This window comes from Hymenobacter siberiensis (genome assembly GCF_018967845.1).
GTDB classification, from domain to species: domain Bacteria; phylum Bacteroidota; class Bacteroidia; order Cytophagales; family Hymenobacteraceae; genus Hymenobacter; species Hymenobacter siberiensis.
Genome location: NZ_JAHLZZ010000001.1, coordinates 365318 through 390436, shown reverse-complemented (window position 1 = coordinate 390436; position 25119 = coordinate 365318). Strand labels below are relative to the sequence as shown.

At 60.2% G+C, this 25119-nt stretch carries 23 protein-coding genes and 1 pseudogene; 8 read left to right on the top strand and 16 right to left on the bottom strand.

Annotation, left to right across the window (positions count from 1 at the left end; all coding sequences use genetic code 11):
- Window positions 1–164 precede the first annotated feature (164 nt).
- The 10 genes and pseudogenes from KQ661_RS01725 to KQ661_RS01680 form a co-directional block, all read right to left on the bottom strand.
- Window positions 165–1046, bottom strand: coding sequence for a T9SS type A sorting domain-containing protein (locus tag KQ661_RS01725; protein WP_216685504.1), 882 nt, complete (start codon window positions 1044–1046; stop codon window positions 165–167).
- Between the two features lie 829 nt (window positions 1047–1875).
- Window positions 1876–2955, bottom strand: coding sequence for a lipase family protein (locus tag KQ661_RS01720; protein ID WP_216685503.1), 1080 nt, complete (start codon window positions 2953–2955; stop codon window positions 1876–1878).
- Window positions 2956–2993: 38 nt separating this feature from the next.
- A complete protein-coding gene (locus KQ661_RS01715) occupies window positions 2994–3314 on the bottom strand; it encodes a hypothetical protein (RefSeq protein ID WP_216685502.1) in 321 nt (106 codons plus the stop codon).
- 32 nt (window positions 3315–3346) lie between these two features.
- The gene (locus tag KQ661_RS01710) at window positions 3347–3880 is read right to left on the bottom strand and encodes a DUF6252 family protein (protein WP_216685501.1); all 534 of its coding nucleotides are present in this window, start codon (window positions 3878–3880) and stop codon (window positions 3347–3349) included.
- A gap of 632 nt (window positions 3881–4512) precedes the next feature.
- A complete protein-coding gene (locus KQ661_RS01705) occupies window positions 4513–5928 on the bottom strand; it encodes an MFS transporter (RefSeq protein WP_216685500.1) in 1416 nt (471 codons plus the stop codon).
- A 93-nt stretch (window positions 5929–6021) separates the two neighbouring features.
- Window positions 6022–7845 carry an alpha-amylase family protein gene (locus tag KQ661_RS01700; protein WP_216685499.1) on the bottom strand — a complete coding sequence of 608 codons (1824 nt, stop codon included), beginning with the start codon at window positions 7843–7845 and terminating at the stop codon, window positions 6022–6024.
- 115 nt (window positions 7846–7960) lie between these two features.
- On the bottom strand, window positions 7961–8668 hold the full coding sequence (locus tag KQ661_RS01695; RefSeq protein ID WP_216685498.1) for an SDR family oxidoreductase: 708 nt from the start codon (window positions 8666–8668) through the stop codon (window positions 7961–7963).
- Window positions 8669–8682: 14 nt separating this feature from the next.
- Window positions 8683–9104, bottom strand: a pseudogene (locus KQ661_RS01690) (GxxExxY protein).
- A 47-nt stretch (window positions 9105–9151) separates the two neighbouring features.
- Complete coding sequence (locus tag KQ661_RS01685; RefSeq protein WP_216685497.1) at window positions 9152–11041, bottom strand: alpha-amylase family glycosyl hydrolase; 1890 nt, start codon at window positions 11039–11041, stop codon at window positions 9152–9154.
- A 173-nt stretch (window positions 11042–11214) separates the two neighbouring features.
- Window positions 11215–12654 (bottom strand): hydrolase, encoded by a 1440-nt coding sequence (locus tag KQ661_RS01680; protein WP_216679055.1) that lies wholly within the window; start codon window positions 12652–12654, stop codon window positions 11215–11217.
- Between the two features lie 514 nt (window positions 12655–13168).
- On the opposite strand from KQ661_RS01680, the gene glgP reads away from it, so the two are divergent.
- The 3 genes from glgP (at window position 13169) to KQ661_RS01665 (ending at window position 16151) form a co-directional block, all read left to right on the top strand.
- Entirely contained in the window at window positions 13169–14821 is a 1653-nt protein-coding gene (glgP, locus tag KQ661_RS01675) for an alpha-glucan family phosphorylase (protein ID WP_216685496.1), read from the top strand.
- Between the two features lie 189 nt (window positions 14822–15010).
- Window positions 15011–15673 (top strand): SOS response-associated peptidase, encoded by a 663-nt coding sequence (locus KQ661_RS01670; RefSeq protein WP_216685495.1) that lies wholly within the window; start codon window positions 15011–15013, stop codon window positions 15671–15673.
- Window positions 15674–15779: 106 nt separating this feature from the next.
- Window positions 15780–16151, top strand: coding sequence for a hypothetical protein (locus tag KQ661_RS01665; RefSeq protein ID WP_216679052.1), 372 nt, complete (start codon window positions 15780–15782; stop codon window positions 16149–16151).
- Between the two features lie 11 nt (window positions 16152–16162).
- Here KQ661_RS01665 and KQ661_RS01660 read toward each other — a convergent pair whose 3' ends face one another.
- The 3 genes from KQ661_RS01660 to KQ661_RS01650 form a co-directional block, all read right to left on the bottom strand.
- The gene (locus KQ661_RS01660) at window positions 16163–17347 is read right to left on the bottom strand and encodes an alpha/beta hydrolase family protein (protein WP_216685494.1); all 1185 of its coding nucleotides are present in this window, start codon (window positions 17345–17347) and stop codon (window positions 16163–16165) included.
- Window positions 17348–17667: 320 nt separating this feature from the next.
- Window positions 17668–17865 (bottom strand): hypothetical protein, encoded by a 198-nt coding sequence (locus tag KQ661_RS01655; RefSeq protein WP_168671402.1) that lies wholly within the window; start codon window positions 17863–17865, stop codon window positions 17668–17670.
- Window positions 17866–17924: 59 nt separating this feature from the next.
- Window positions 17925–18323, bottom strand: coding sequence for a septal ring lytic transglycosylase RlpA family protein (locus tag KQ661_RS01650; protein ID WP_317196054.1), 399 nt, complete (start codon window positions 18321–18323; stop codon window positions 17925–17927).
- 108 nt (window positions 18324–18431) lie between these two features.
- Here KQ661_RS01650 and KQ661_RS01645 point away from each other — a divergent pair, with 108 nt between their 5' ends.
- Complete coding sequence (locus tag KQ661_RS01645) at window positions 18432–18662, top strand: hypothetical protein (RefSeq protein ID WP_216679049.1); 231 nt, start codon at window positions 18432–18434, stop codon at window positions 18660–18662.
- Between the two features lie 67 nt (window positions 18663–18729).
- Here KQ661_RS01645 and KQ661_RS01640 read toward each other — a convergent pair whose 3' ends face one another.
- A complete protein-coding gene (locus KQ661_RS01640) occupies window positions 18730–19587 on the bottom strand; it encodes a glycoside hydrolase family 25 protein (RefSeq protein ID WP_216679048.1) in 858 nt (285 codons plus the stop codon).
- A gap of 97 nt (window positions 19588–19684) precedes the next feature.
- Between KQ661_RS01640 and KQ661_RS01635 the strand changes: the two genes are divergently transcribed.
- Together KQ661_RS01635 and KQ661_RS01630 are read left to right on the top strand one after the other, a co-directional pair.
- Window positions 19685–19960: a VF530 family protein gene (locus KQ661_RS01635; protein ID WP_216685493.1), complete on the top strand. Its 276-nt coding sequence runs from the start codon at window positions 19685–19687 to the stop codon at window positions 19958–19960.
- A gap of 5 nt (window positions 19961–19965) precedes the next feature.
- On the top strand, window positions 19966–20298 hold the full coding sequence (locus KQ661_RS01630; RefSeq protein WP_216679046.1) for a hypothetical protein: 333 nt from the start codon (window positions 19966–19968) through the stop codon (window positions 20296–20298).
- Between the two features lie 344 nt (window positions 20299–20642).
- Here KQ661_RS01630 and KQ661_RS01625 read toward each other — a convergent pair whose 3' ends face one another.
- Together KQ661_RS01625 and KQ661_RS01620 are read right to left on the bottom strand one after the other, a co-directional pair.
- On the bottom strand, window positions 20643–21029 hold the full coding sequence (locus KQ661_RS01625; RefSeq protein ID WP_216679045.1) for an Hsp20/alpha crystallin family protein: 387 nt from the start codon (window positions 21027–21029) through the stop codon (window positions 20643–20645).
- A gap of 211 nt (window positions 21030–21240) precedes the next feature.
- On the bottom strand, window positions 21241–23097 hold the full coding sequence (locus KQ661_RS01620) for a BamA/TamA family outer membrane protein (RefSeq protein ID WP_216685492.1): 1857 nt from the start codon (window positions 23095–23097) through the stop codon (window positions 21241–21243).
- A gap of 296 nt (window positions 23098–23393) precedes the next feature.
- Between KQ661_RS01620 and hemW the strand changes: the two genes are divergently transcribed.
- Together hemW and KQ661_RS01610 are read left to right on the top strand one after the other, a co-directional pair.
- On the top strand, window positions 23394–24539 hold the full coding sequence (gene hemW, locus KQ661_RS01615) for a radical SAM family heme chaperone HemW (protein WP_216685491.1): 1146 nt from the start codon (window positions 23394–23396) through the stop codon (window positions 24537–24539).
- A 142-nt stretch (window positions 24540–24681) separates the two neighbouring features.
- Complete coding sequence (locus KQ661_RS01610) at window positions 24682–25116, top strand: hypothetical protein (RefSeq protein ID WP_216679042.1); 435 nt, start codon at window positions 24682–24684, stop codon at window positions 25114–25116.
- Window positions 25117–25119: the final 3 nt, after the last annotated feature.

The window sequence follows — 25119 nt, the reverse complement described above, 5'->3', positions numbered from 1 at the left end:
TTTTTCGCGTCGGCGGCAGAGAGGGTTTCGGAAATGCGGTTGCCTTGTTTCATGGGTAAACGGGGGTAAAATGAAATGGGAGAATGGGAGTGAAAAAGAACGGGTGGCCCGGCCCACCAGGCCGAAGCCACCCGCGTAGGGCCGTAAACGCGGGGAGCCGGCTATTATTTCTCGATGCGCAGCTGCTGGCGGCTGAGCACCTCCCGGCCCCGCAGAATGTGCACGAAGTAGAGCCCGGCCGGCAGCTTATCCGTGGTCAGGCGCACCGAAGCCGCGCCGGTGCTGGTTTGCTCGGCCCGGGCCCGGCCGTAGCCGTCGAACAGGCGCACCGTGACGGGGTGGGCGGCATCGGCGTTTTCGACGTGTACGTCCACGGTTTCCTTCGCCGGGTTGGGGTAGAGGGTGGCGGTGGGGGCGGCGGCGTTTCGGGAGAGATACTGCGGACAATTCTCCAAGCCGTTGCGCGTGTAGTAGTCCTGCGAATAGAAGCCTTCTATCGGGGTACTCCCTCCGCAAGTAGCCGGGCTGGCCACGCTCACATCTAATCGGTACTGCTGAAATGGCAAGTTGGAAACCGTTATCTGTCCGGTACCTTGCCCCGAGGAGATGGTGCCCGCGCTCACTTGCCAGGTGTAGGGGCTAGGTGCCCCGTAGCTGGTCGTGATGGCAAACGTGGCATCCGGCACGGCACAGGTTGGGGTGTTTTTGCTGTCGTTGATGAGCATAGACCCCTCGCCCACCGCCACCGTGCGGCTGGCCGTGGTGCTGAAACAGCCGTTGCTCAACGAAGCGGTCAGGGTCACTATGCCACTGGCCCCGGACGCGGGCACCAGCGTCACGCTCGTAGCCCCCGCCGTGGGCGTAGTGAAGGTGGCCCGGCCGGCGGGGGATACCGTCCAGCCCGTCACGCCGCCGAAGGGCGGGGCGACGCTGAACGTGGTGCCCGTGCTGCCCGTGCAGATGATGTCCGAGCCGGTGATAGATACCGGGGGATATAGGTTGCACTCGGTGGAACAAGAAACGGTAGCGTTCGATTGCAACTGCATTTCGTTAAAAATCCACTGCGCCTGCCGGCCGGGGAAGAACGGGTGGGGTAATTGAATTTTTGCCCACCCGCTAAGAGCGTATAGCTCTTCTGCGCGATGAAATGGGGAGGAACCGGCCGGATGGGACTTGAAGTCAGGTCGCTGACGTAGCTGGACCGGGCCGTGATGTTATTGATGGGAACATCGAGGGCACTGGCCGTGGGCACAAAGCAGAAATCGCCGGCCGTAGAAAAATTTCCTTGGATACTGCTAAACCACAACAAGCTGAAATGGGGCGTTGGTGGGTTGATGCGAGCTTGGTCACTCACGTTTTGAGTGCCGCCTGGTAAGCCGTCCCAAGCCACGGGGTTAACCGAAGGGGAATCGAGAGAGGAATTGATAAAGTATGCGTGAAAGCTGAAGACAGATAGTATTCTCACTTGAACATATACACGCAAGCTCGATATGCGCTCGACCCGGCCAGAATTGGGCATTGCATTTACCAAGATTTCCGTTTTGTAGCTATGGCGAATTATCCACGGCACGGGGGATATAAATCCCGAAAAGTTATAGCGCACCAGCTCATCGTAGGGGCTAAGGGAGCCATTGCCGCACTGCGACCCCAGACTGGTGGCCACGAACTGATACGGAAACGAACCGCTTACTACGGGCTGATATTCGTTGGCGATAAACGTGTTGTAGGTGGTACTGACCGACGAAAACGGCCCGAACCCTGAGCGCGAGGCCCGCACTAAAAGCAGCTGCTGGGTAGCGGGCGCATCGGCGAGTTGTTCGCCCTCGAATACTTCCGGGAAAATATCAATTCCATACAGGCTGTTGATGCCCCCCACTAGCTGCAGGCCCAGCGTGGCATTTGCCTGCGCCACCAGGGCTTGCAGGCCCAAGGGCGTATTAGCGCCCCGGTGGGGCTGTCGTGCGTCACGAGTAGGCGGGTATCGGAGCTGTTGGGCGCGGCCCGCTCCATTTGGGCCAGGCCGTAGCGGGCCACCAGGCCCCCCATCGAAATGCTCAGCACCACGTTTTTCTCGGTGCTGCCGTTGGCCGCTTTTTCCTGGTTCACCCAGTTTACCACGTCCTTGAACAGAGCCGCGTTGCGGCGGATGTCATCGGTGCCATTGGCGTAGTCGATGAACACGATGTCGTAGCCGGTGGCCCCAGTGGGCAAGCCGTTGGGACGCGGGGCGCTTTCTAGGGCGTTGTATAAATTGAAACCGGGCGAACTAATATCATCCAAGAAATTCTGGATGCTGTAATTATATTTCTGCAAGTGTGGCGCTACACTGGACGCATCGTACCCTTCCGCTACAATCAGGGGCCTAAGCAGCTGCGTGCGGTTAACATCGCCGTAGCGGATGTACACTTTTCCGCCCGAATGCGCCGAGGTTGGACCAAAGGGCACCATGCGGCCGGAGTCAGTGTAGCGGACAGCGGGGGCGCAGCCGGGAGCGCGCACGTCGAGGTCGAAGTGGCTTTCGTAGCTGGTGTAATAGCCGGGCACCGCCTGTGGCTGGGCCCCGCCGGTGCCGGTGCTGGCATTGGTAGTGGCCCCAAACCGCGTGGACTGAAAATAGGTCACGCGCACCTTCACGCGCTTGGTGCCGGCCGTGCAGTAACTGGCCCCAATGGGCTGGCCCCGGGTGGCGGTGAGGTAGCCCCGGCCATCGCCAAAATCGAGGCTCAGGTTACTCACGCTACCGCCCCCGCTTTGCACATGCAGGCTCTGGGCAAACACAAAGCTCACGTCGCCGGTGGCGGCCACGTTGCATTCGGGGCTGGCCATAAACAGCACACGCGCCAGGTAGGGGCTTTGCGCGCGGCCGGCTACGTCGTAGAGCTGCTCGCTTTGGGCCGTGAACAGGCCGGCCGTGAGGGCATCGGGCCGTAGGGCGGCGTAGTTGATGCGCTGCACTATGATGGGGATGGCCGGGGAAGCCGCCGCCTGCGTCTTCAGGCGGGTGTGTTGAGGTCGCCGAGGGTCGGCAGGCCGTTGCTGCCCGTGATAAAGCTCGTAAATACGCTGGCGTAGGCCATGCGCCAGGCCTGCATGTTGGTCAGGCTGCTGTCGGTGAGGGTGCCGTTGAACACGTCGAGCGGCAGAAAGCGCAGGCCGTATTCTTCCAGGAACGGCGCGGGCACCTGGGTTTTATCTACCTGGGCAAAGAGGTGGTCCAGGTGCTGGCGCAACGAATCGGGCGGTGGGGTTTGGGCATACACCGTGGCGCAGCCCCAGAGCCAGCACAGGGCGAGGAACGTAAAAAGTTGTTTCATGGGAAAGGAAGGGGTTGGGTGAAAAAATGGGACTAGAGCTTCTTGTCAAAGCGGCCCTGCGTGACCCGGATGGAATCGCAGCCCAGCTTGTAAAGGGTAAAAGCAAACGTGCCCGACACGATACCCGCTTGCAAGTCCAACCGCGTAATGGTTAATGTGCCCCGTCGGTATTGATTCCCATTCTGATAGAATTCGCACTGCCCACTGCTTCCGTGAAACAATGCTTCCTGATGATTAGGAATTGTCAAAGGATATTGCCCTACAGCGGAGATGCTGTCAGAAAAGAGAATAATATCTTGACGAGATGTAGCACTTTCTGACTGATACCGGTAGGCGGATACATTTAATGTCCCTTTTCGGAAAGTTGGGTCGTAGTAAACACTGTAATTTGCAGTGCCACTATTGCCTCGCGGCAGCCAGACTTGTCCATTAACGAGGCAGCCAAAGGTGCGCTGGCCGGTCTGGGTTTCGGGCGGCAATTGGTCCACCGGGTAGGGGTCATTCTTTTTGCACTGGCTTAGGCCCAGCAGGGCAGCCAGCAGCAGGAAGGGGGGAAGCTTGTTCATGGCGATAAGGGGTTAGGGTTTGTGAAAAGCGGCCATCCATCATGCAGACAGAATCGCAACCTAGGGCCGGTATGATTCAAGGAGGCCAGAGGACACACGCTTCTTGTCCACGCGGTAAAACACCGCATTGGTGGAAAGTAAAATCCGTGATGAATATCATGCCCTCGGGCGGCGCTAGCATGACGAGGCCCGGTTGCCGGGCGGCGCTACTGCCGAGAGCAATTGATTGGTTCATGGCTGGGGATGGGTAGATTCCGAAATGCCGCAGTGCCTGACGGTGGAGCGTCAGCACTCATCAAACGTACAGGGCTTTGCTGTCGAGAGCAAATAAATATTTCTACTAATCAGACTTTTAAATTCAGCTGTCGCAGGGGGGGCAGAAGATTTAAGTGCCTTCCGGCGCACTGGCGGCCCATTGCCACGCCTGAGAAAAGGACTTTAGCGCATTGAAGCCTTTGCCGAATTATGCTTTAAAAAGCACGCCTTTACCCCAACAAGAAGCCCCGGCCGCTGACGCAGCCGGGGCTTCGGGAAACCGGCGGAACCGCGCCGGACTGCGGGAGGGCGCAGCAAAAAGGGCTGCCTTCCCGGTGGGGAGGCAGCCCTTGGCGTGGCGCGGTTTGGTGGGCAGGCTACACCTGCGGGTTGGCGGGAGCCAGGGTATCGTAGCCCAGGGTTTCGGCGGGCTCGGCTTCGGCGGGCAGGCGGATGTCGTCGGCATCGTGCACGCGCAGGGTCAGCAGGCCCGCCATTATCATGGACGCGCCGCCGAGCACCAGCGTGAAGATGGGCTGGTCGTGAAACACATGCTTCGTCAGCGGCCCCAGAATTAGGCCGGCCACGCCCTGCGGAATCACGATGAAGAAGTTGAACACGCCCATGTAGTAGCCCATTTTGTTGGACGGCAGCGCGCCCGCCAGCATGGCGTAGGGCACGCTCAGGATGCTGGCCCAGGCAATGCCCACGCCCACCATCGAAATCAGGATGTAGTGGTAATCCTGGATGAAGTAAATCGAAATCAGTCCCACGCCGCCCATCACCAGGGCCAGCATGTGGGTGAAGCGGCGGCTGGTGGCGCGGGCCACCACGGGCAGCAGCAGCGCCACCACCGCCGACAGGCCGTTATACACCGAGAAGCACACGCCCACCCAGTCGCCGCCCTTGTTGTAGAGCGCCGAGGCGGTATCCGTAGTATGGAAAATGTGGCTGGTAACGGCCTGGGTGGTGTAAATCCACATCGAGAACAGTGCGAACCACGAGAAGAACTGCACCACGGCCAGCTGGCGCATGGTTTTGGGCATGTGGAAAATGCCATCGAACGACTCTTTAAGTCCGTTGGCGAAGCCGGCGGTGCGGGCCTTCTCAGCCTCGAACTCGGCCAGGTTTTCAGGCGGGTATTCCTTGGTGCGGATGATGGTCCAGAGCACGGCCAGGAAGAACACCAGGCCGCCCACATAGAAGGCGTATTTCAGCGAAAGCGAGATGTGGCCGGGCTCGGGCGTGTTGGAAACGCCGAACCAGTTGGCAAACATCCACGGCAGCGACGAGCCCACGATGGCCCCCACGCCGATGAAAAACGTTTGGGCGCCGAAGCCGGTGGTGCGCTGCTGCGAGGGCAGCAAGTCGCCGACCAGCGCCCGGAAGGGCTCCATCGAAATGTTGATGCTCGAATCGAGAATCCAGAGCATGCCGGCGGCCATCCACAGGGCCGTCACGTTGGGCATCACGATGAGCGCCAGCGAGGCCAGCAGCGCTCCCACGAAGAAGTACGGCCGGCGGCGGCCCCAGCGCGGGCTCCAGGTGCGGTCCGAGAGGTAGCCGATGACGGGCTGCACCAGCAGACCCGTGATAGGCGCGGCCAGCCAGAGGAAGGCAATTTCGTCGGTTTTGGCCCCCATTGTTTCAAAAATCCGGCTCATGTTGCTGTTTTGCAGCGCAAAGCCGAACTGAATGCCGAGGAAGCCGAAGCTCATGTTCCAGATTTGCCAGAAGCTAAGCCGGGGTTTTTCGCGGGTACTGGCGGTGGCGACGGCGGTGGGAGCAGCCATGTGGAGGAGAGGGAGAGGTGTGGGAGATGCGCCCTGAAAATGAGCGCAGTACGGACGTTAAAATTAATAATTTGCCCGAATAAATGGGCATCGTTACCGGGACTTTATCTCGAAAATATGCGCCGATAGCGGGGCCAGCGTCACGTTGAGGGCGTTGCGGGGCTCGCCCTCGGCGAGGAGGTCGGTGTAAGTATAGAATTTCTTGGTGCTCAAGCCCATGGCCGTCATGGCATCGGCCGGGATGGTGAGGACGGGCTTGTAGGTTTTATCGGCGCTGAAATTGACGACGATGAGTAGCCGCTGCTTGTCGGTGTAGCGCAGATAGGTGTAGAGATGGCGCTGGTTGTACTCCTTGCCCAGGTTGTTGGCGTCCTGCAGCTCGTAGAAGCGGCCTTTGCGGATGGCCTCACTGGTGCTGGTCACCGTCAGGAGGCGGCGGTAATAGTCGCGCAGGCTTTTTTGCTCGGGGCTGAGCTTGCCGCCATCGAACTTGCCCTGGTTCAGCCATTTCTGGTGCTCGGGCACGCCCCAGTAGTCGAAGATGCTGGTGCGGCCGTCTTCGCTGCTGAAGCCTTCGGAGCCCTGGCCGGGCTCGCCTACTTCCTGCCCGAAGTAGAGCATGACCGGGCCGCTAGCCAGGGTGGCCGTCACGGCCATGGCCGGGATGGCGCGGCGCGGGTCGGTGGCGAAATCTTTGCTGGCAATGCGCTGCTCGTCGTGGTTTTCCAGGAAGCGCAGCATGTGCGAGGAGAAGCCGTTGCTTTCCTCTTTCCATACTTTGGTGATGTCTTCGGTGGTGCCTTCCTGACGCATCAGCTTGCGCAGGTCGTCGTACAGGCCCACTTTATCATAGAGGAAGTCGAAATGGCCCTTCTCCAGGTAGGTGCGGTATTCCCTGGGGTTGTAGGCTTCGCCGATGAATACCAGGCCGGGCTTCACCTTTTTCAGCTCGGGAATAACCCAGGCCCAGAACTCGACGGGCACCATCTCCACCATGTCGCAGCGGAAGCCGTCCACGTTCTTGCCGGTCCAGAATACGAGAATGTCGCGCATCTTCTTCCAGGTATCCGGCACGGCCTCGAAGTGCGTTTGGCGGCCATTGACGTAGTCCACGCCGTAGTTCAGCTTCACGGTTTCGAACCAGTCGTTCACACTCGGCGCATTCGTGAATACGTCGTTGCCGGTGGCCTTGGCGGGCATTTCGAAGTACTTGCCGTCCTCGCGGGGGCCTTTCAGCGGGCCGAGCGGGTTGTAGTTGGCGGGCACCACGAAGGCCTTGCCGGGCAGGTAGTAAAAGTTGTTGTTGGGCACGAAGGCCTTGGTTTTGTCATCGGTCGCGCCTAGGTCAACCACGCTCAGCGGCTTGGCATCCGACTTATAGGAGCGGGCCACATGGTTGGGGATGAAGTCCATGAGGACCTTCAGGCCGTGGTCGTGGGTGCGCTTGATGAGGGCTTCGTACTCCGACATGCGGTTTTTCACCGTCACGGCCAGGTCCGGGGCCACGTCGTAGTAGTCCTTGATGGCGTAGGGCGAGCCGGCGCGGCCTTTTACCACGTCGGCATCGTCGGCCGGGATGCCGGCGCTGGTGTAGTCCGTCATGGTGGCGTGCTCAATCACGCCGGTGTACCACACATGGCTTACCCCCAATGCTTTGATTTCGTCGAGGGCCTTGTCGGTGATGTCGTTGAACTTGCCGCAGCCGTTCTCGCCGATGGTGCCGTAGGGCTTGTTCAGGGCCACCTTGTTGCCGAACAGGCGCGTCATCAATTGGTAAATGACGAGCTTATTATCCTTCGGGACTTCGGCGGTGGTGTTGGGGTCGGTGGCTTGGGGATGTTTCTTATTCACGGGCGGGTGAGGCAACGAGAAAGCAGCCAAAGAGAGGAGGCCGCCGGCCAGCAACAGTTTTTTCATGATGCGGCAAGATAAGGGAGTTTTGAGTGTTGATGGTTGAATGTTAAGTGTATGATATCCTGCAAAACAAGAGCTAACTCAACATTCAACCCTTAACATTCAACATTTCAACCGGCTACCATTCCTGCGTGAGCGGGTGCAGCATCAGCTCATCCACTACCACGTGGGCGGGGGCTTGCAGCACGTAGCACACGGCCTGGGCAATATCGGCGGGGCGGAGGTGGGTTTGCGCAGCCTCGGCACTGCCGGGCGTGGTGTCGTTGAAGTAAGTATCGACCAGCCCGGGGTAAATGGTGCTCACCTTGATGCCGTGCGGGCGCACTTCCTTGCGCAGGCTGGCCAGCACGGCATCCTGGGCAAACTTGCTGGCCCCGTAGGCCGTGCCGTGGGCGAAGGTGCGCTTGGCCACGTCGGAGGTGATGCCCACGACGTGGCCTTTCTTCTGGGCTTTGAAGTGGGGCACGGCGGCCTTGCACAGCAGGAAGGTGCCCTTCACGTTGGTATCGAAAATCCGGTCCCACTCGGCGGCGCTGAAGTTTTCCAGCTCGGCAAACGAGCCCACGCCGGCGTTGCAGATGAGGACATCGAGCCGGCCGTAGTGGCGCAGGGTTTCCTCGATAATGCGCTGGGCGTCGGCTTCGTTCGAAACGTCGGCGACGATGCCCAGGCCCTGGGTTTGCTGGGTGAGCTCCAGGAGTTCTTCTTCGCTGCGGGCTACTGCTACTACTTTGGCTCCCTGCTGGGTCAGGAGTAGCGCGATAGCCTTGCCGATACCGCGGCTTGCGCCGGTGACGATGGCAACTTGGTTAGTGAGGTTGGTCATTGTTCTTACTGTTTTTAGCCCGCAGAAGGCGCAGAGGTTAGCGCAGATGACGCAGATTGTTCTTCCAGGCCGTTCGCTTTGCGAAAAATGCCGCTTTTAATGAGAGGCACGTTGAAATTGATGAGTAAGCCGAGCTTATGCCCCGAGCGTTTCAGATAAGTAAGCAGTTGTATGTGATGCACCTCAAGCAGTGTTTCGACGGATTTCAGTTCAACCACTACTTTGCTTTCGACCAGCAGGTCGATACGAAATCCGTTTTCTAGCTTCAGCCCATCGTACACAACCGGTAATGCTACCTGAGTCCGAACTTTCGCAATTCGTGCGCCAATAACATTTCGTATACCGATTTCAATAGCCCCGGCCCCAACGCCTGGTGGATATTGAAAGCGCTCTTCCTAATCAAGAAGGAAATATCATTCTCGTGCTTCTGCGTCATCTGCGTAAACTTCAGCACCCTCTGCGGGCTAAGCGTTAAAGAACGAATTACTTCCGTAACTCCACCACCCAGGCCGTGTGGGCCGGCACCCGCAAAGTATTCAAATCCGAAATCACCGCCCCGCTCACCACCTCTACGCCCGACGAAAACCCGGCAAACCGCTCCGCAAACCGCGTTCCGTCCACTTTCTTCTCGTCCTTGGTGTTGTTAGCGATAATCATCACGCACGCGCCATCGTCGTACCGGAAGTAGGTGTACACCCCATCCTGCGGGATAAACTGCATCAGCTTGCCGGAGCTCAACACGGGGTGCGATTTCCGGTAGTTTGCCAGCTTGCTTACGTAGTTGAACGCCTCGCCGGCCTGCCCCGGCCGGGCAGTGAAATAGTTCGTTTTATCGTCCGCAAACCCGCCGGGGAAGTCCTCGCGCACCTTGCCGTCGGGGTCCGAGAAGTTCTTCATCAGCACCTCGGTGCCGTAGTAGAGCTGGGGCGTGCCGCGCAAGGTGAGCAGCCAGGCGATGCCGGTTTTGAACTTGCCGAAGTCCTCCCCAATCACCGAGTAGAAGCGGCTCATGTCGTGGTTGTCGAGGAAGGGCACGTTGCGGGTGGCGTCCACATACAGCCAGTCGCCCTGCAGGGCGTGGTAGAGCTTGCTGAGGTCGCCGTTTTCGGTTTTCAGCGCGTCCGAAATCGCGAAGCTGATTTGAAAATCCAACACACCGGGCAGGTTCGATTTGAAGCCGTTCACCGGCGGCAGAATGTTCTGGGCGAAGAAGGCCTGCTCGGCCTCGGTGCCCTCCCAGGCTTCGCCGAACTGCGCCAGCTTGGGGTATTCGTCGGCAATGGCTTTGCCCCAGGCCATTAGGAAGTTTGGCTCGGAATAGGGGTATGTATCAATGCGATACCCATCGATACCCGTCGATTCCACCCACCACAGAAAGTTCTGGATGATGTAGGTGGCCACCAGCGGGTTGCCCTGGTTCACGTCGGGCATGGTGGTATCAAACCAGCCGTCGTTGAACAGCGTGTAGTCGCGCTTCGAGCCGTAGGGGTCGTTCAGGGCGAAGGCGTTGTAGTTGCTGCGCGTGAAGGTGGGGAAGGCGTGGAACCAGTCGGCCGCCGGCTTGTCGAGAAACAAGTGGTGGTAGCTGCCCCAATGGTTGAGTACGATGTCCTGCACCACCTTCAGGCCGTCGGCGTGGGCAGCTTTCACAAATTGCTGGTACTCGGCGTTGGTGCCGTAGCGTGGGTCAATCTGGTAGCAGTCCGTCACGGCATAGCCGTGGTAGCTGGCCTTGGGCATGTCGTTTTCGATGACCGGCGTGGGCCAGATGGCCGTGGCCCCCAGCTTTTTGAAATAGTCGAAGTGGTTCTGGATGCCGCGCAGGTCGCCGCCGTGGCGGGCGTACATCGAGTCGCGGGCAATGTGGTTCACGCGGGTGCCCTTCACCACGTCATTCTTCGGGTCGCCGTTCGAGAACCGGTCGGGCATCAGCATGTAGATGAAGTCGGCCTGCGTGAGGCCCTGCGTGCGCTGCGGGTCGGTGTTGCGGGCGCGCAGCTCGTAGGTGTAGGGGCGGTAGGTGTTGCCGCTTTTCAGCCCCAGCTTCAGCAGGCCGGGCTTGGTAGCGGGGGCTATAATTAGATTAATGATGAGGTAATTAGCACTCTCCAGCTTTTGCTGGCTCTCAATGGTCACGCCTGGATAGGCGGCCAGAATAGCCATTGTGTTCCCAATGCCGGGCGCGTTCACCAGCAGCTGCAGCTTTGGGTTCTTCATGCTCACCCACCAGTAAGTGGGGTCGATGCGGACGGCCGGGGCGGCTTTGGCAGTAGCGTTGGGCCCGGCTGCCGGGCTGGCCGGGCCAGCCGTGGCGGATGATGAAAAGGGCAGCAGCAGCACCGCCGCAGCCAGTAAAAAGGGTGGGAATTTCATGGTAAAAAGAGCGCAAAAACAACCGTAGGACCAAAAGTACGGCATTCCCGGAAGGGCGCTGATGCGCAACCGTTTCCACTTTTGGAATATATTTTTCGCCCATAGCAAGCCCACGAAAAAGCCCGCCCCCGAATCCGGGAGCGGGCTTTCACCATTCAATGCAGCGATAAAGCTTACTGCTGCTGGGCGAGCCAGAGCGAGGCGTTCAGGTGCAGCTTGGCGTGGCTGGCCAGTTCGGTCCAGCCGGGGTACACGGTGTTGCCGGGGCTGCCGGTGCCATCGTCGGCCGGCGACGAGTCGGTGATGCACACCACGCGGCCCGTGCCGTAGGTGCTGCTCAGGCACATGATGTTGGTGTTGCCCTGGCTGGCGGTAGTCTGCCAAACCAGCGGCGTGGCCTGCGAGCCCGTGGTTTTGGTCATCGTCGCACCGTTCGAGAACTTGAGCTGCGTCACGGCACCCTGCGAACCGTTCAGGATGGTGTTAGTGCTGCTGGCCAGTATGTTGCTGGTGGTTTCTGAAATGTTGGTGAGGGCGATGCTATAGCCGAAGGGGTCGGCCTGTACCGAATTGTTGGTCATCAAATCGTTCCAGATGGCCGGCGAATCGTAGCCGTCGTTGTTGCGGTCCGAAACGGTATGGTCGGAAATCATGAACAGACCACCGCCGTTTTTCACGAAGTTGATGATGGCCGTTTTCTCCGTAGCCGTGAACAGCGTGTTCGGCTCATCCACCACGAATACGTTGTAGTTAGCCAAATCCTGGGGGTTCGAAGCATTGCCGTAGGTGATGGCCGTGCCCGAAGGCAGGTTCTCCACCGAGTTACCCAGCTTCACGAGGGCTACGCCCCACGAGGAAAGGGCGGCCGTCCAGTAGGTTTCCGGCGTGCTGGCCGTGATGCCCGACGCGGCTGGCGTGGGGTAGCGCGGCACCACGCCGGCATCTACATCCAGCACCCAGTCGGCGTTGCCGGCCGTTTCGGCATGGCTGGCATCGAACAGGAATTTCTTGCTGCCGGTAGGCGGCGGCGTGCCGCCGCTGTAGCTTTCCACGGTAATGTTATCAAAGTTCAGGCGGTTGGTGCTGCCGTCGGTTTTGCGCACCTGCAGGCGCACGGTGCCGGCCAGGTTCACGGCGAAGGAGGCCGTGCTCAGGCTGGCGCTGCTGCTGGTGATGGTGCTGCCCACTTTGGCGTAGCTGCTGCCGCTGTTGCCGCTGGCCCACAGCTCCCAGGTGCCGCTGGCATCGGTGCCATAGAGGGCGTGGCCCACCGTAACCACGCCCGCGCCGCCGGTCAGGTCGAAGTTCATACTCAGCATGCCGCTATTGCGCACGCGGGCCGACCAGGTGCCGGTGTGGGCATCGGATGTCGTATTGCCGATGAGGGCATCATTCAGCGTCCACGAGCCCGAGCCCAACGTGACGCTGCCCGTGGTATAAGCCGTTTTGGTGCCCGTCTCAAAGCCTTCGGGGAAGCCCGGTGCCGACACGTTTTGCAACGCGGTAGCCGCCGCCGGGGCCTCCGGGGTAAGCTCCGATTTTGAACAGCCGGCAAACAGGATAGCGCCCAGCAAGGGGGCCACCATGTAGCGAACAGAAAGTGACAGACGCATGGGGTGCAATGGGTTAAATGTTGGTAACAAAGCCCCAAAGCTAGAGTGGTCAACAGGGGTAATTGCAATAAGATATGTTAAAAGATTGTGGCCTTTTTTGAAGTATCATCAATTAAACGGCTTTTCATGCGGTCGATTTTAATAATATCAGAAAAAATATTGTTATAATTTAAAAATTCATTATTAATTCATCTTCGAGATTGGGTATGTGAATGGGCTGAGTTGTTGGCAAGACGAAAGCAGGGCTGAGAAACTGCGATACTGGTACTTTGTGCCGGCCGCGAAGAAAATTTGCTAGTAAAGCGCTGGCTGATATTACCTTGAAAGTGTAGGCGTTGGGCCAAATGCTAACGTTTGCGTAAGTCGGGCCTCAATATCAGGGGGTTGCGATTTTTCCGGAATGCTTCGGACCTTGCGCTTTCAATGGAAGCAGCCTTTGGGGTTGCGCTCCTTTTTCTCAACCCGAAATTTCCATTTTGGCGTGGGCCCCGGCCCACGCCTTACCCCTCAATAAATGGCTTTCACTTTTAAACCCTACACGCCCGCCGCCAAGTACAAGACGGCTGCCGCGTATTTCTCGATGGAGTTCGCCGTCGACCAGGCCCTCAAAACCTACTCCGGTGGCCTCGGCTTCCTGGCCGGCTCGCACATGCGCTCGGGTTTCGAGCTGAAGCAGAACCTGTTGGGCATCAGCATTCTGTGGACGTTCGGCTACTACGACCAGGACCGCGACGCCGAGCAGAGCATGCGCGCCGAGTTCCGCCACAAGCACTACTCCTTTCTGGAGGATACGGGCATCATCTTCCCCATCACCATCCACGGCGCCGATGTGCAGGTGAAGGCCCTGTACCTGGCCCCGGAGGTGTTTGGCACGGTGCCGATGTTCTTCCTGACCACCGACATTCCCGAGAACGACTACCTCTCGCGCACCATCTCGCACCACCTCTACGACCCGGACTCGGCGGCCCGCGTGGCTCAGAGCATTCTGTTGGGCGTGGGCGGTGGCAAGCTGCTCGATGAGCTCGGCCGCAAAACCGACGTGTACCACCTCAACGAGGGTCATGGCCTGCCGCTGGCCTTCTACCTCTACGAAAAGCACGGCCGCGACCTGGCCGAGGTGCAGAAGCGCCTCGTGTTCACGACGCACACCCCCGAGCTGGCCGGCAACGAGGAGCGCCCGATGAAGCTGCTCACCGACATGACCTTTTTCGGCAGCGTGCCCGAAGAGGAAGTCCGCCGCGTGGCCCGCATCGGCCACGGCGATACGCTCAACTACACCCTCACCGCGTTGCGTTTTGCCCGTAAGGCCAACGCTGTGAGCAAGGTGCACGGCACCGTGGCCAACGAAATGTGGGGCCACTACGAGGGCATCTGCCCCATCATCCCCATCACAAACAGCCAGAATGGCAGCTACTGGCGCGACCCGCAGCTGGCCGCTGCCCTCAAAAGCAAGGACGACGCCGCCCTGCTGGCCCGCAAGCAGGAGCTGAAAAAGGACCTGTTTAAAATCGTGGCCGACCAGACCGGCAACGTGTTCGACCCCAACGTCATCACCATCGTGTGGGCCCGCCGCTTTGCCGCCTACAAGCGCGCCGACCTTATTCTGCGTCACTTCGAGCGCTTCGTGGAGCTGGCCAACAATGCCAAGCACCCCATTCAGATGATTTGGGCCGGCAAGCCCTACCCGAAGGACTTCGGCGCAGTGGCTTTGTTCAATGAAATTGTCAAGCGCACGGCTGGTCGGAAGAACTGCGCCGTACTGACGGGCTACGAGTTGGGTCTGTCGGCTGCCCTCAAAAAGGGTTCCGACATTTGGCTGAACACGCCCCGCTTCCCGCGCGAAGCCAGCGGCACCAGCGGCATGACCGCCGCCATGAACGCCAGCGTGAACCTGAGCATTGCCGATGGCTGGATTCCCGAATTCTGCCGCGACGGCGAAAACGGCTTCCTCATTCCGATTGTGGACGTGACCCTGCCCGATAACGTGAAGGACGATTCCGAGGCCACTGCCTTGCTCGACGTGCTTGAAAATAGCGTATTACCCCTGTACTACGACCAGCCCGAAAACTTCCTGAAAGTGGTGAAAACCGCCATGAAGGACGTGGAGCCCGAGTTTGAATCCGGCCGCATGGCCCGGGAGTACTACGAGCTGCTGTATAAGGCCTAACCACGGATTAGCACGGATTTCAGCGGATTCCACGGATTTTGTGGACGACTAAAAACAATGAAAAAGGCTTGCTATCGGCAGGCCTTTTTCGCTGAAGGGAGAATTGAAAGCAAGGATGACCAGACGACGGCAACTAATCGTCTACAAAATCCGTGAAATCCGCTAAAATTCGTGCTAATCCGTGGTCCTATGTGTGGTCGCTATACCTTCATCGCCCCCGCGCCCGCTGCTGAAAAGCGCTTCGACGCCAAGTTCACCGAGCCCGCGCCTACTACCTACAATGCCGCGCCCTCGCAGCGGCTGCCCATCATCACTAATGCCGCTCCCGGCCAGATTCAGCTGCTGAGCTGGGGGCTGGTGCCCAGTTGGAGCAAAGACCCAAGCGCCGGCTCCAAGCCCATCAATGCCCGGGCCGAGACGCTGGCCGAAAAGCCCAGTTTCCGGCAGCTGCTGGGGCGGCGGCGCTGCCTGGTGCTGGCAGACAGCTTTTTTGAATGGCAGGCCACGCCCGCCGGCAAGGTGCCGCATCGCATTCTGCTGCGCAACGAGCAGCCCTTCGCCTTCGCCGGCCTGTGGGATGAGTGGCTGGACCGCACCACCGGCGAGCTGCACCCCACCTTCACCATCATTGCCATCGAGTCCAACGCGCTGATGGCCAGTATCTACAACCGCATGCCCGTCATCCTGCCCACCCGCGCCGCCGAGCACGCCTGGCTCGATGATGGCCTGGGGCTGGCAGCGCACCAGCAGCTCCTGCTGCCCTACGACGCGGCCGCCATGCAGGAATACGTTATCAGCAAACGGGTAAACTCACCGGCGAATAATGACCCGGAAGTGCTGGCAGCTGCTTGAGCGAGCAACTTGAGGCATAAGAGGACCGTCATGCCTCGGCTGCGCTCGGCATGACGGTCCTTTGAGAGGTGTTCTTTTATAGCTGCCACTGCGTTACTTTGCCCGCATGAACTGGCGCAACCCCTGGCTTTTACCGATTCTCATTCTCGTACTGGCCTCGGCCGTGCAGCTGGACCTGCCGTGGTGGAGCCTGGCCGTGGTAGCGTTTGTGGTGGGGCTGGCTATTGCGCCCACGGGTCGGGTGGCCTTTTGGGCGGGCTTTAGCGGGGGCGGCCTGAGTTGGGTATTGCCGGCCGCCTGGCTGGCCTACCAAAACGACGGCTTGCTGGCGCACCGCGTGGCGCAGCTGCTGCCGCTGGGCGGCTCCCCGGTGGTGATGGTGTTGGTGGCGGGTATCGTGGCGGGGCTGGTAGGTGGGCTGGCGGCTTTGGCTGGCTGCTGGCTGCGCGAGGCCTTTCGCTCGCCTTCAGCCGCGTAGCGCCCCGGCTACTATTTCACCTGTTGCATCACCCACTCGCCCACGGTTTCGAGCGCGTTGGTAGCGGCCGTGGGGCGCACGGCGGTGCCGGCTGCCAAAGCTTGCTCACTGATGGGAGTCTGAAACTCGTGGTTCAGCCCATCCAGCTTCTGCGCATTCACGCGCTTATTGGCTTTAAGACCTTTTTCCAGGGCCGGCAGGTTGGCGGCCAGGGGCACCTGCGTGTCGGCGGTGCCGTGCAGGAGCAGGGTGGGGCAGGCCACTTTGGCCAGCTCCGCCTGCGGGTTGAACGTGAGGAAGGCGCGATACCACGGGCTGGTGAGCTGGCCGGCCCGGACCTGCGCCGCCGCCGGGCTCATCACCGGATAAATCTGCTTCAGCATATTGGCCACGATGGCCTGCGCCTGGGCATTGTCGGCCGTCTGGCGAATGATTTCGAGCAGCGCGTACTGGCGCTTATACAGTGCATCGTTGCGCTTGCGGGCTTCGGTGGTCAGGCGCAGCTGCTCCTGGGCAATGTGGAGCTGGGTTTGGGCGGGATTGGCCCCGGTGGCCAGCAGCTTTTTGGCTTCGTGCCGGGCCGCGGTCATTGCCCGCGCTACCTGGGTAGCCCAGGCAATTTGGGCGGTATCGGGCTCGCCGGGCTGGTTTACCAGCGAGGTTTGCCGGGCCAGCAGCTCCTGCCCATTCACGTCGGCCGCCCCCAATGCCACCAGGAAAGCCGGCGCGGCGGCCCCCGCTCCGGCCAGCAAAGCCACGTTGGCCCCTTCGCCGTGTCCCAGCAGGCCCACGCGCAGCGGGTCGATGCCTGGCCGGGCCCGCAGGTAGGCCATGGCCGATTGGGCATCGGCCACCAATTGGGTGCCCGAGGTAGCGGCGGCCACTCCCACTGAGTGGCCGGTGCCCCGGTCATCGAGGCGCAGCACGGCCACGCCCTGCCGGGTTAGGTAGTCGGCCAAGGCATTCAGCAGGCTATAGTCATCCGTAGCGGGGGCGGGAGAATGCACGTCGGGCAGCAGCACGATGGCCGGAAACGGACCCGCGCCCCAGGGAGTGCGGAGGGTGCCGCCCAGGCCTATTTCGGGCGCGGGGCTGCTGGGGCTACTCACATGTATCTGCTCGGTTTTGTAAGCGGGCGCTTCGCGGGTTTCAACGGGAGCTGCCTGAACCTGGGCTGGATTCAGCAGGCATACCATTAACAGGACAATGAACGACGGCAGTAAGTACTTGTTGGCCAATGTATTGATTAAATATGTTTTGCAGAATCAGGTAGCGTAACAGCGCTTTTATGAATGCTTGCAAGTCAAAAATACAATTAAATATTATTTAATAAACTATTTAAAAAATTGATTTATAAATAAAAAATAGTTGCAAAGTTTTATTGGCAGGTATTGCCTATCTCCGGGCATTGCCCTGGCTTTGCACCAATGGACGTAAAAAAGCCGCCCTCCAGGCTTGCTGCAATAGCAAGTGGAAGGCGGTGTAGTGTCCTGATAAATAGCCGGATTGATTGCCGCTACACAATTTTGCTGTACCAGGCCAGGATTTCGAGGCCGGCGGCATCGGTTTCGGCTTCCACTACTTCGGTAATGACGTACTGAATTTCATCATCGGACCAGTCTTCGTCTTCGGCGGCGGGCACCCATAGGTCGAGGGCGGCGTAGCGGTTGGTGGCGGGCGGGAGCGTCCAGGTTACTTTTTTGCGGATATTCATGGCAGGGAGGCCGGTGGGGTGGGGGATGAACGATTGAGAAGTGAAAAAGGGCCGGCGGCCTAATGATTGTCGGCGGCTTCGCGGATGACGGTAACCTGCACCGGCACTACCCCGGCCTGGATGATATCGAGCTGCACGGCGGCGCGGCGCGATACATCCACGATGTAGCCTTTGGTGTGCGGGCCGCGGTCGGTCACGGTCACGTCGACGGAGCGGCCGTTGCGGGTGTTGGTGACGCGGATGAGCGTGCCGAAGGGCAGCGTGTTGTGGGCGGCGGTCATTTGGCCGGGGCGGTAGGTACTGCCGCTGGCGGTGGGTCGGCCGTTAAACTTGTCGGCGTAGTAAGAGCCCAGGCCCGACTGGGTAGTGCCCCGTGCGCCTTTGGTGCCCTTGCTCACGCTGTGGCTGCTGCCGCAGGAAGCCAGCACCAGGACTAGCAGAACTAAAAGGGGTAACACCCCGAGGTGCATAATTTTGGCTTGTCTATTCAACTTCATCCAACCTTTATTTTCGGTGATAACCTTTCGGCCATAATTCTCTCATAACCCCTTTTTTCAAACAATCCCATGAACAAATCCCTCAAAATCGTAGCTGCCCTCGCTTTTGCCACCTGCTGCTTCAATGCCAGTGCTCAAGGTACTAAGCCGATGGCCAAGGATGGCAAAATGGAATCCAAATCGGAAGAGAAAATGGAGACCAAGAAGATGGAGATGAAAGAGAACAAGATGGAAGCCAAAGGTGGCAAGATGCACAGCGGCAAAATGCACAGCGGCAAGATGACCAAGGGCAAAATGTAGTTTTTGCAACTTGCGGGCCAGCCGCCCGGTCCACATTCCTTGCGGAATGATGGGCCGGGCGGCTTTTTTATTTGGCTTTGCCAGCGCGGGCCGGCTGCGACGGCCCGATGGCCGGAATGCGCAAGGCCTGCAATGACTCAAAATTGCCCTTAAAAACGTTGAAATCGACCACGCCACGAATGCCGGGCACGTAGGCTTCGTCGGAATGCTGCCAGATTATCCACTTGCTGGGGGGCAGGGTGGGGCGCTCCACCTCGTAGTGGGCCAGCCAGAGTGGGTAGTCGTCGAAGTGCCCGGCGAGGTGGCGCTTGTAGAAGCTGTGGTTGGAATAGAGGATGGGCCGCACGCCGTAGTGCGCCTCGATGAGGCGCAGCCAGCGGGCCACCTCGCGCCGCAGCACGGCCACGTCGTGGAAATTGGCGGCTTCCACGTCGAGCACGGGCGGCAGGTCGCCGGGGGCGAGGGGGACTATTTTGGCAAATAAGTCGGCCTGCAGCTTGCCGTCGCGGTTGGGCAGGAAGTAGTGGTAGGCCCCACAGAGCACCCCGGCTTTGCGGGCCTCGCGCCAGTTGCGGGCAAAGCGCGGGTCGCGCAGCGTAGCGCCCTCGCTGGCCTTGATGAAGGCAAACCGTACCCGGTTGCGGGCCACCTCGGGCCAGTCGATGCGGCCCTGGTACGACGAAACGTCGATGCCGTGCACGGAGTAGCCGGCCAGCAGCGGCGTTTTTTCGCGGCCGGTGAGGCCATTTTTGGTAAATGTGGCCCAGGCCCGGCGGGCGTAGCGGTTCAGCTGCACCTGGTGACGCAGGTAGTAGGCGCCGCCCAACAGCAGGGCCAGCAAAACGGCAGCCAGCAGGCCGCGCCGCCACGGCCGCCGACGGGCGGCGGGTGGGGCAACAGGAGCGGTGCTGGACAGTGGCGGCATAGGCAGGGACTCCAAAAATAACGCCGCGCCGGGCGCCATCGTGCGCCGGGTCCCTGCTTTTCGCGAACTTTGTGCTTTCAGCCCCCTAAATTCGCCTATGTCTTTCCTCCGCGCCGCCGATGCCCGCGACGAAATCGGCCACCTCATCAGCGAGCTGCACGGCGTGAAGCTGGCGCAGATTCTGGAGTACCTCGTGGCCGCCTACGGGTGGCCCGAGCTCGATGAGCGCCTGCGCATGAACTGCTTCGCCGATAACCCCAGCATCAAGTCCAGCCTCACGTTTTTGCGCCGCACGCCCTGGGCCCGTGCCAAGGTCGAGGAGCTGTACATCAAGGCCCGCAGCGCGGAAGTGCAGGGCCGCCCCCGCCCGTAAGCATCATGGCCGATGTCTCCGAAAAATCGTCCGGGCCGGCGCTGCTGGTGGGCCTGGGGCTCTTCATCGCCTTCGAAACCGTGGCCTTCTATGGCCTGCAGTTCCTCACCTCGGGCCTGGGCGAAGCCAACCAGAACCAGCCTGAGAATACCATTGTGAGCAATTGGGTGAAGACGATGGTGTTTTTTGTGGCGCACCTCACCCTGGTCATCGCGGCCATGCTGGTGCTCAGTAACCGCCTGCCGCGCCGCTACCGCAGCCAGATGATGGGCTGGTTTTACCTGGCCGTGCTGATGAGCTTCGTGCTGATTATCCCCTTGTTCGGGACCACGGATTAGTACGGATTTTAGCAAATTTCACGAATTTTGTAGTCGGCCATCAATCCATTGAACACGAAAAAGGCTCGCCATGTGGCGAGCCTTTTTTCATTGGTCTTTGTGCCTGCAATCGACCACAAAATCCGTGAAATCCGCTAAAATCCGTGGTCCAAAGCAAAACCACCGCTGTGGGCGGTGGCTCAAGAGTTAAAACCCGGAAATTTGGTTGTTTTCGGCCGGTCGGTCCCGGCAATATTAGTGGACTGCGGTGCCGGTCGGTCCCGGCGTTATAAAAAGCGGTGGCGAGGAGCGGCCACGGAGCCGGCGGCCAATCATTGGCCGCCGGCTCTCGCTGGCGGTTGGCTCTACTCGTTGCGCTTGATGTCGATTTCGCGCTGCCGGCCATCCGGATTCAGGAACGGAATGCGGACCCGCAGCTCCTGGCCTTCGTGAATGGCGTCGATGCGGCCCACGTCGAGGTTGGCGGGCAGGTCCAGGGTCTGCACGAACAGTGGGGCGGCCAGCTTATCGTCGGGCTCGTGGCGGTACTCGCCAAATACGGTGAGCTTCTGCTGGTTGAGCACTACGCGAAAGCTGTCGGCGGTTACGGTGGGCATGGCCACGCGCACAATCACGCCTTTCGGGTGCTGGTCTACGCGGAGCTGCGGCTGGGCCACCCCACCACCAATGGTGTTGAGCAGGTCAAGCTGAGGGGCAATGCTATGGATGAATTTCGAGCTGATAAGTTTCATGGCAAGGGGCCGGCTTTAGAGCGGCTTCGGTCTTGCTATTACAAATGATGTACCAATCTGAATCAGGGCTTATCTGTGCTGAATATCAGTCACATTGGCGGTGTTTTCAGGGAACTTTTTTGATTTCCGCCAAGCTGGCTGGAAGTAGGGTTCTTGTCTGAATTTCCGGACGAAATGGCGCAATTATGCTACCTGCCCGGTAGTTGGCGGCTTAAAACCTACTTGTCAGACCAAAGTGAATTTTGGAGGATTTTAGCTCAAATGCCTGATTGTTAGCCCGGCCTACCGAGTACACGAATTGGAACAAACCCGCCGCCGTGCGAAAGCTCAGGCCCGCACCCACGCCGGTGGGCTGGTCATTGAACCGGTCGTTGTCGATATCGTGGCGCAGGTAGGCCTGGTCGGCAAACAGAAACGCGTAGGAATCCGGCCCGATGAACTGCCGGAACTCGGCCGTAGCCACGGCATAGGAACTGGTGTAAAACTGGTTCTCATTAAAGCCGCGCAATGAATTCAGCCCGCCCAGTCGGAACAGGTCGTTGACAAAAAGGCGCGAATTGAGCAGGCCCTCGCCCCGCAGGCGTAGTAGCAGCACGCCCGCCCGCTTCACGGGGAAGTAACGCTCGGCGCGCAGCCCGAACGAGTACTGTGTGGAGCTAAGCGGGATGCCCGCGTACAGCTCGGGCCGAAGCTGGGCGTTTTTGGTGATGGTTTTGGTGCCCAGGGCCGACTGCACATTCAGCAAGCTGCCCCGGTGCGGAAAAAACAGGTCGTCGAGGTTGGCCCAGGCGTAGGACAAGCCGTAGGAATTGTACTGCGAATCGAGGTTGGCGGGCAGTACTGTGGTGTCTTTCAGCGCATCAACAAACGATGCCCGTTGCTCGGCAAAGAAGCTGATGCGGCCCGCCCGCGCCGTGGGGTAGGTAACCTGCACGCGGGGCCGGGTGGTGGTGAACGCCTCGTTTTGCTTGTAGAGGTTGAACGTGGCCGATACTTCGAGCGGCGTGCCGAAGAAATTGGGGTGCACGTACTGGGCATCGAGAAGCTGTGAAATAGCGTCGGTTTTGCGCCATTGCAGGCCCAGCTGCTTGCCGCCGCCCTTGATGTTGCGCAGGTTGATGGTGACGTCGCCGGTGAACTGCACGCCGGTCTGGTTGGCGTTGGCGTTCGGCAAAATGCCCACAATGGCGTCGAACTGGTTGCTGGGCCGGTCGTCGAGCAGCAGGTACACCCGCGCCCGGCCCAGGGCGAAGCGCACTTCGGGCTCGGCGCGCAGCTTTAGGTAGGGCAGCTGGCGCAGCAACTGGGCGGCGGCGGCCACGCGCTGCTGGCTGAAGGGCTGGCCGGGAAAAATCTGGAGGTATTTGGTCAGGAAGCGCTTCTTGGTCTTGCTGTTGCCCACAATCTGGAGCGAGTCGAATACCACCACGCGGCCGCGCTTCAGCACCACGCGGCCCGAAATGTCGTGTCCGTTCAGGTGAATGGAATCGAGGCCGACCGTGGCAAAGGGGAAGCCCTGGTTTTCGGCTTCGGTCAGGATGCGCTCCTGCAGCTTCACCCAGTCTTCGGGCACGAAGGGCGTGCCTCGGAAAAACTTCTCGCGGTAGCCGGCTCGGGTCAGCAGGCCATCGCCGAGGTTGCCGTTGCGCAAGTAGGCCCAGCGGAACTGCTCGCCCACGTACAGGCGCACCCGCACGGTATCGCGGCTCCAGTGCAGCTCATCGGCCGAGGCCGTGAGGTAGGCATCGCCCTGCAGGCCCAGCACCAGCTCGCGCACTGCGCGCAGCGCACTGAGGGAATCGGGCACGCTGGCCCGTACCTTGTAGCGGCGCAGCACCGGCCGGTCGGCGGCTTCGGCCTCCAGCACCAGCAGGCGCGGGTGGGCCAGCACCCGGCGCGTGGCGGCGGCCGAGGCCGGCGTGGCGCGGGGCGGCAGGGTAGGGGTGGCCAGGCCGGGCTGGTTGGGCACGTTGGGGTCGAGGCTGGGCGTTTGGGCGTGGGCGGCCGGGCTGGTCAGGCCAGCCAGCAGCAGCGTCAGTACCCAAAAGCGCAGTAGAACCCTCATCATTCGGAAGCACAACGCGAAAGCCAGCGTTTAATTTCCCGAAGGTAGCCCCTCGGATAAAGTTGCGCTCTGTCGTGCGGTCAGGCGGTATCTTTGTGGTCTGGGCGGGCATCTTCTGTATACAAATCGGGTTCACTGTTATACTCGTCACGAAGTAGCTTGCGAAAAGCGAAGTAGGGTGCGGGGCCTGCCCCCGCCCGTCGTTCGCACTGTTTCAACGATACCGTTCAACGACGGGCGGGGGCAGGCCCCGCACCCTACTTCGAGACGAGTATAACTGCTCATTGTTAACTGAAAACATGGCCGGTCTCTATCTCCACATCCCCTTCTGCAAGCAGGCCTGCCACTACTGCGACTTCCACTTCAGCACTTCGCTGGGGCTGAAAAGCCGTCTGGTCGAGGCCATCGTGCGGGAAATTGAGCTGCGGCGCGACTATCTCGGCGCGGGCGTGGCGTTAGAAACCATCTACTTCGGCGGCGGCACGCCTTCCCTGCTCACGGCCGATGAGCTGGCGCAGATTTTTACGGCCATTCACCGCCACTTCGCGGTTGCGGCACAGGCCGAAATCACCCTCGAAGCCAATCCCGACGACCTCAGCGCCGCCAAGCTGCGCGAGCTGAGCCAGGCCGGTATCAACCGCCTCAGCATCGGCCTGCAAAGCTTCTACGAGCCGCACCTGCGGATGATGAACCGCGCCCACACCGCCGAGGAATCCACCACCGCCGTGCGCCGCGCTCAGGATGCGGGCTTCGAGAATATCTCCATCGACCTGATATACGGGGTGCCCGCGCCCGGCCATCACATCTGGGAAGCCGATTTGGCCAATGCCTTTGCGCTGGGGGTGCCGCACGTTTCGGCCTATGCGCTCACCATTGAGCCGGGCACGGCCTTTGGGCATCGGTTGCAGAAGGGCACTTTCAAGCCCGCGCCCGATGAGTTTGTGGCCACGCAGTTTGAAATGCTGCTGGCCGCCATGCGCGGCCACGGCTACACACAGTACGAAATCAGTAATTTCTGCCAGCCCGGCCGCGAGAGCCGCCACAATGCCAACTACTGGCGCGGGGTTCCCTACCTCGGCCTGGGCCCCAGCGCCCACAGCTACGACGGCCAGAACCGCCAGTTCACCCTCGCCAACAACCCGCAGTACGTGGCCGCCGTGCTCGAGCGCGGCGAAGTGCCCGTGACCCTCGACCAGCTCACCGCCACCGACCGCGCCAACGAGTACCTGCTCACCACCCTGCGCACCGCCCGGGGCTGCGACCTGGCCCACCTGCGCACCCACCACGGCCTCGACCTGCCCGCCACCCGCGCCACCTACCTCGCCGAGCTGCAAGCCAGCGGCTGGGCCACTATCCAAAACGAAGTGCTTACCTTGACCGATGCGGGCAAACTGCTGGCTGACCACATCACGCTGGAGCTGTTTCAGACCACGACCACCGATTAAGTGGATTTCGATGGATGAAACAGATTTTCCGGGGTTCCGTCCGACATGACCTGATGGCTTCGCTTTACATTTGCGCCGAACCACAAAAAACCTGTTTCATCCGTTGAAATCCACTCAATCTGTGGTCAAATCCATTTAATCTGTGGTCAAACTACTGAGCGACAGCATTGCCGACGACGCCGACTTCTTCGTGGAGCAGATTCACGTCGTGGCCATCGTCTTCGATAATACCGACGATGTGACCGTGTGGGCCACCACGTTTTTCGACAACGACACCCATTTCTTCCACCTCGCGCTGCCCTTCAAAGCCCTCGATACCCTTCTCAGCCTCGCTCACACCCGCGCCGAAGCCCTCCAGGAAGAAGTAGCCGACGCCCTGGCCACCGCCAACTGGCCCGCCCTGCTCGAATACAATTCCGACGACCAGCCGCCCGTGCCCCTGCCCAGCGTGGCCCTGAAGCTGTCCGTGACCTACCCCGCCACTGAGGATGGCGAGCTGGACGACGACGACCCCGACGACCCACAGCCGCACAACATCTTCTACCTCGAAGGCGTGTTCGTGCGTCTCGATACCTAGCGC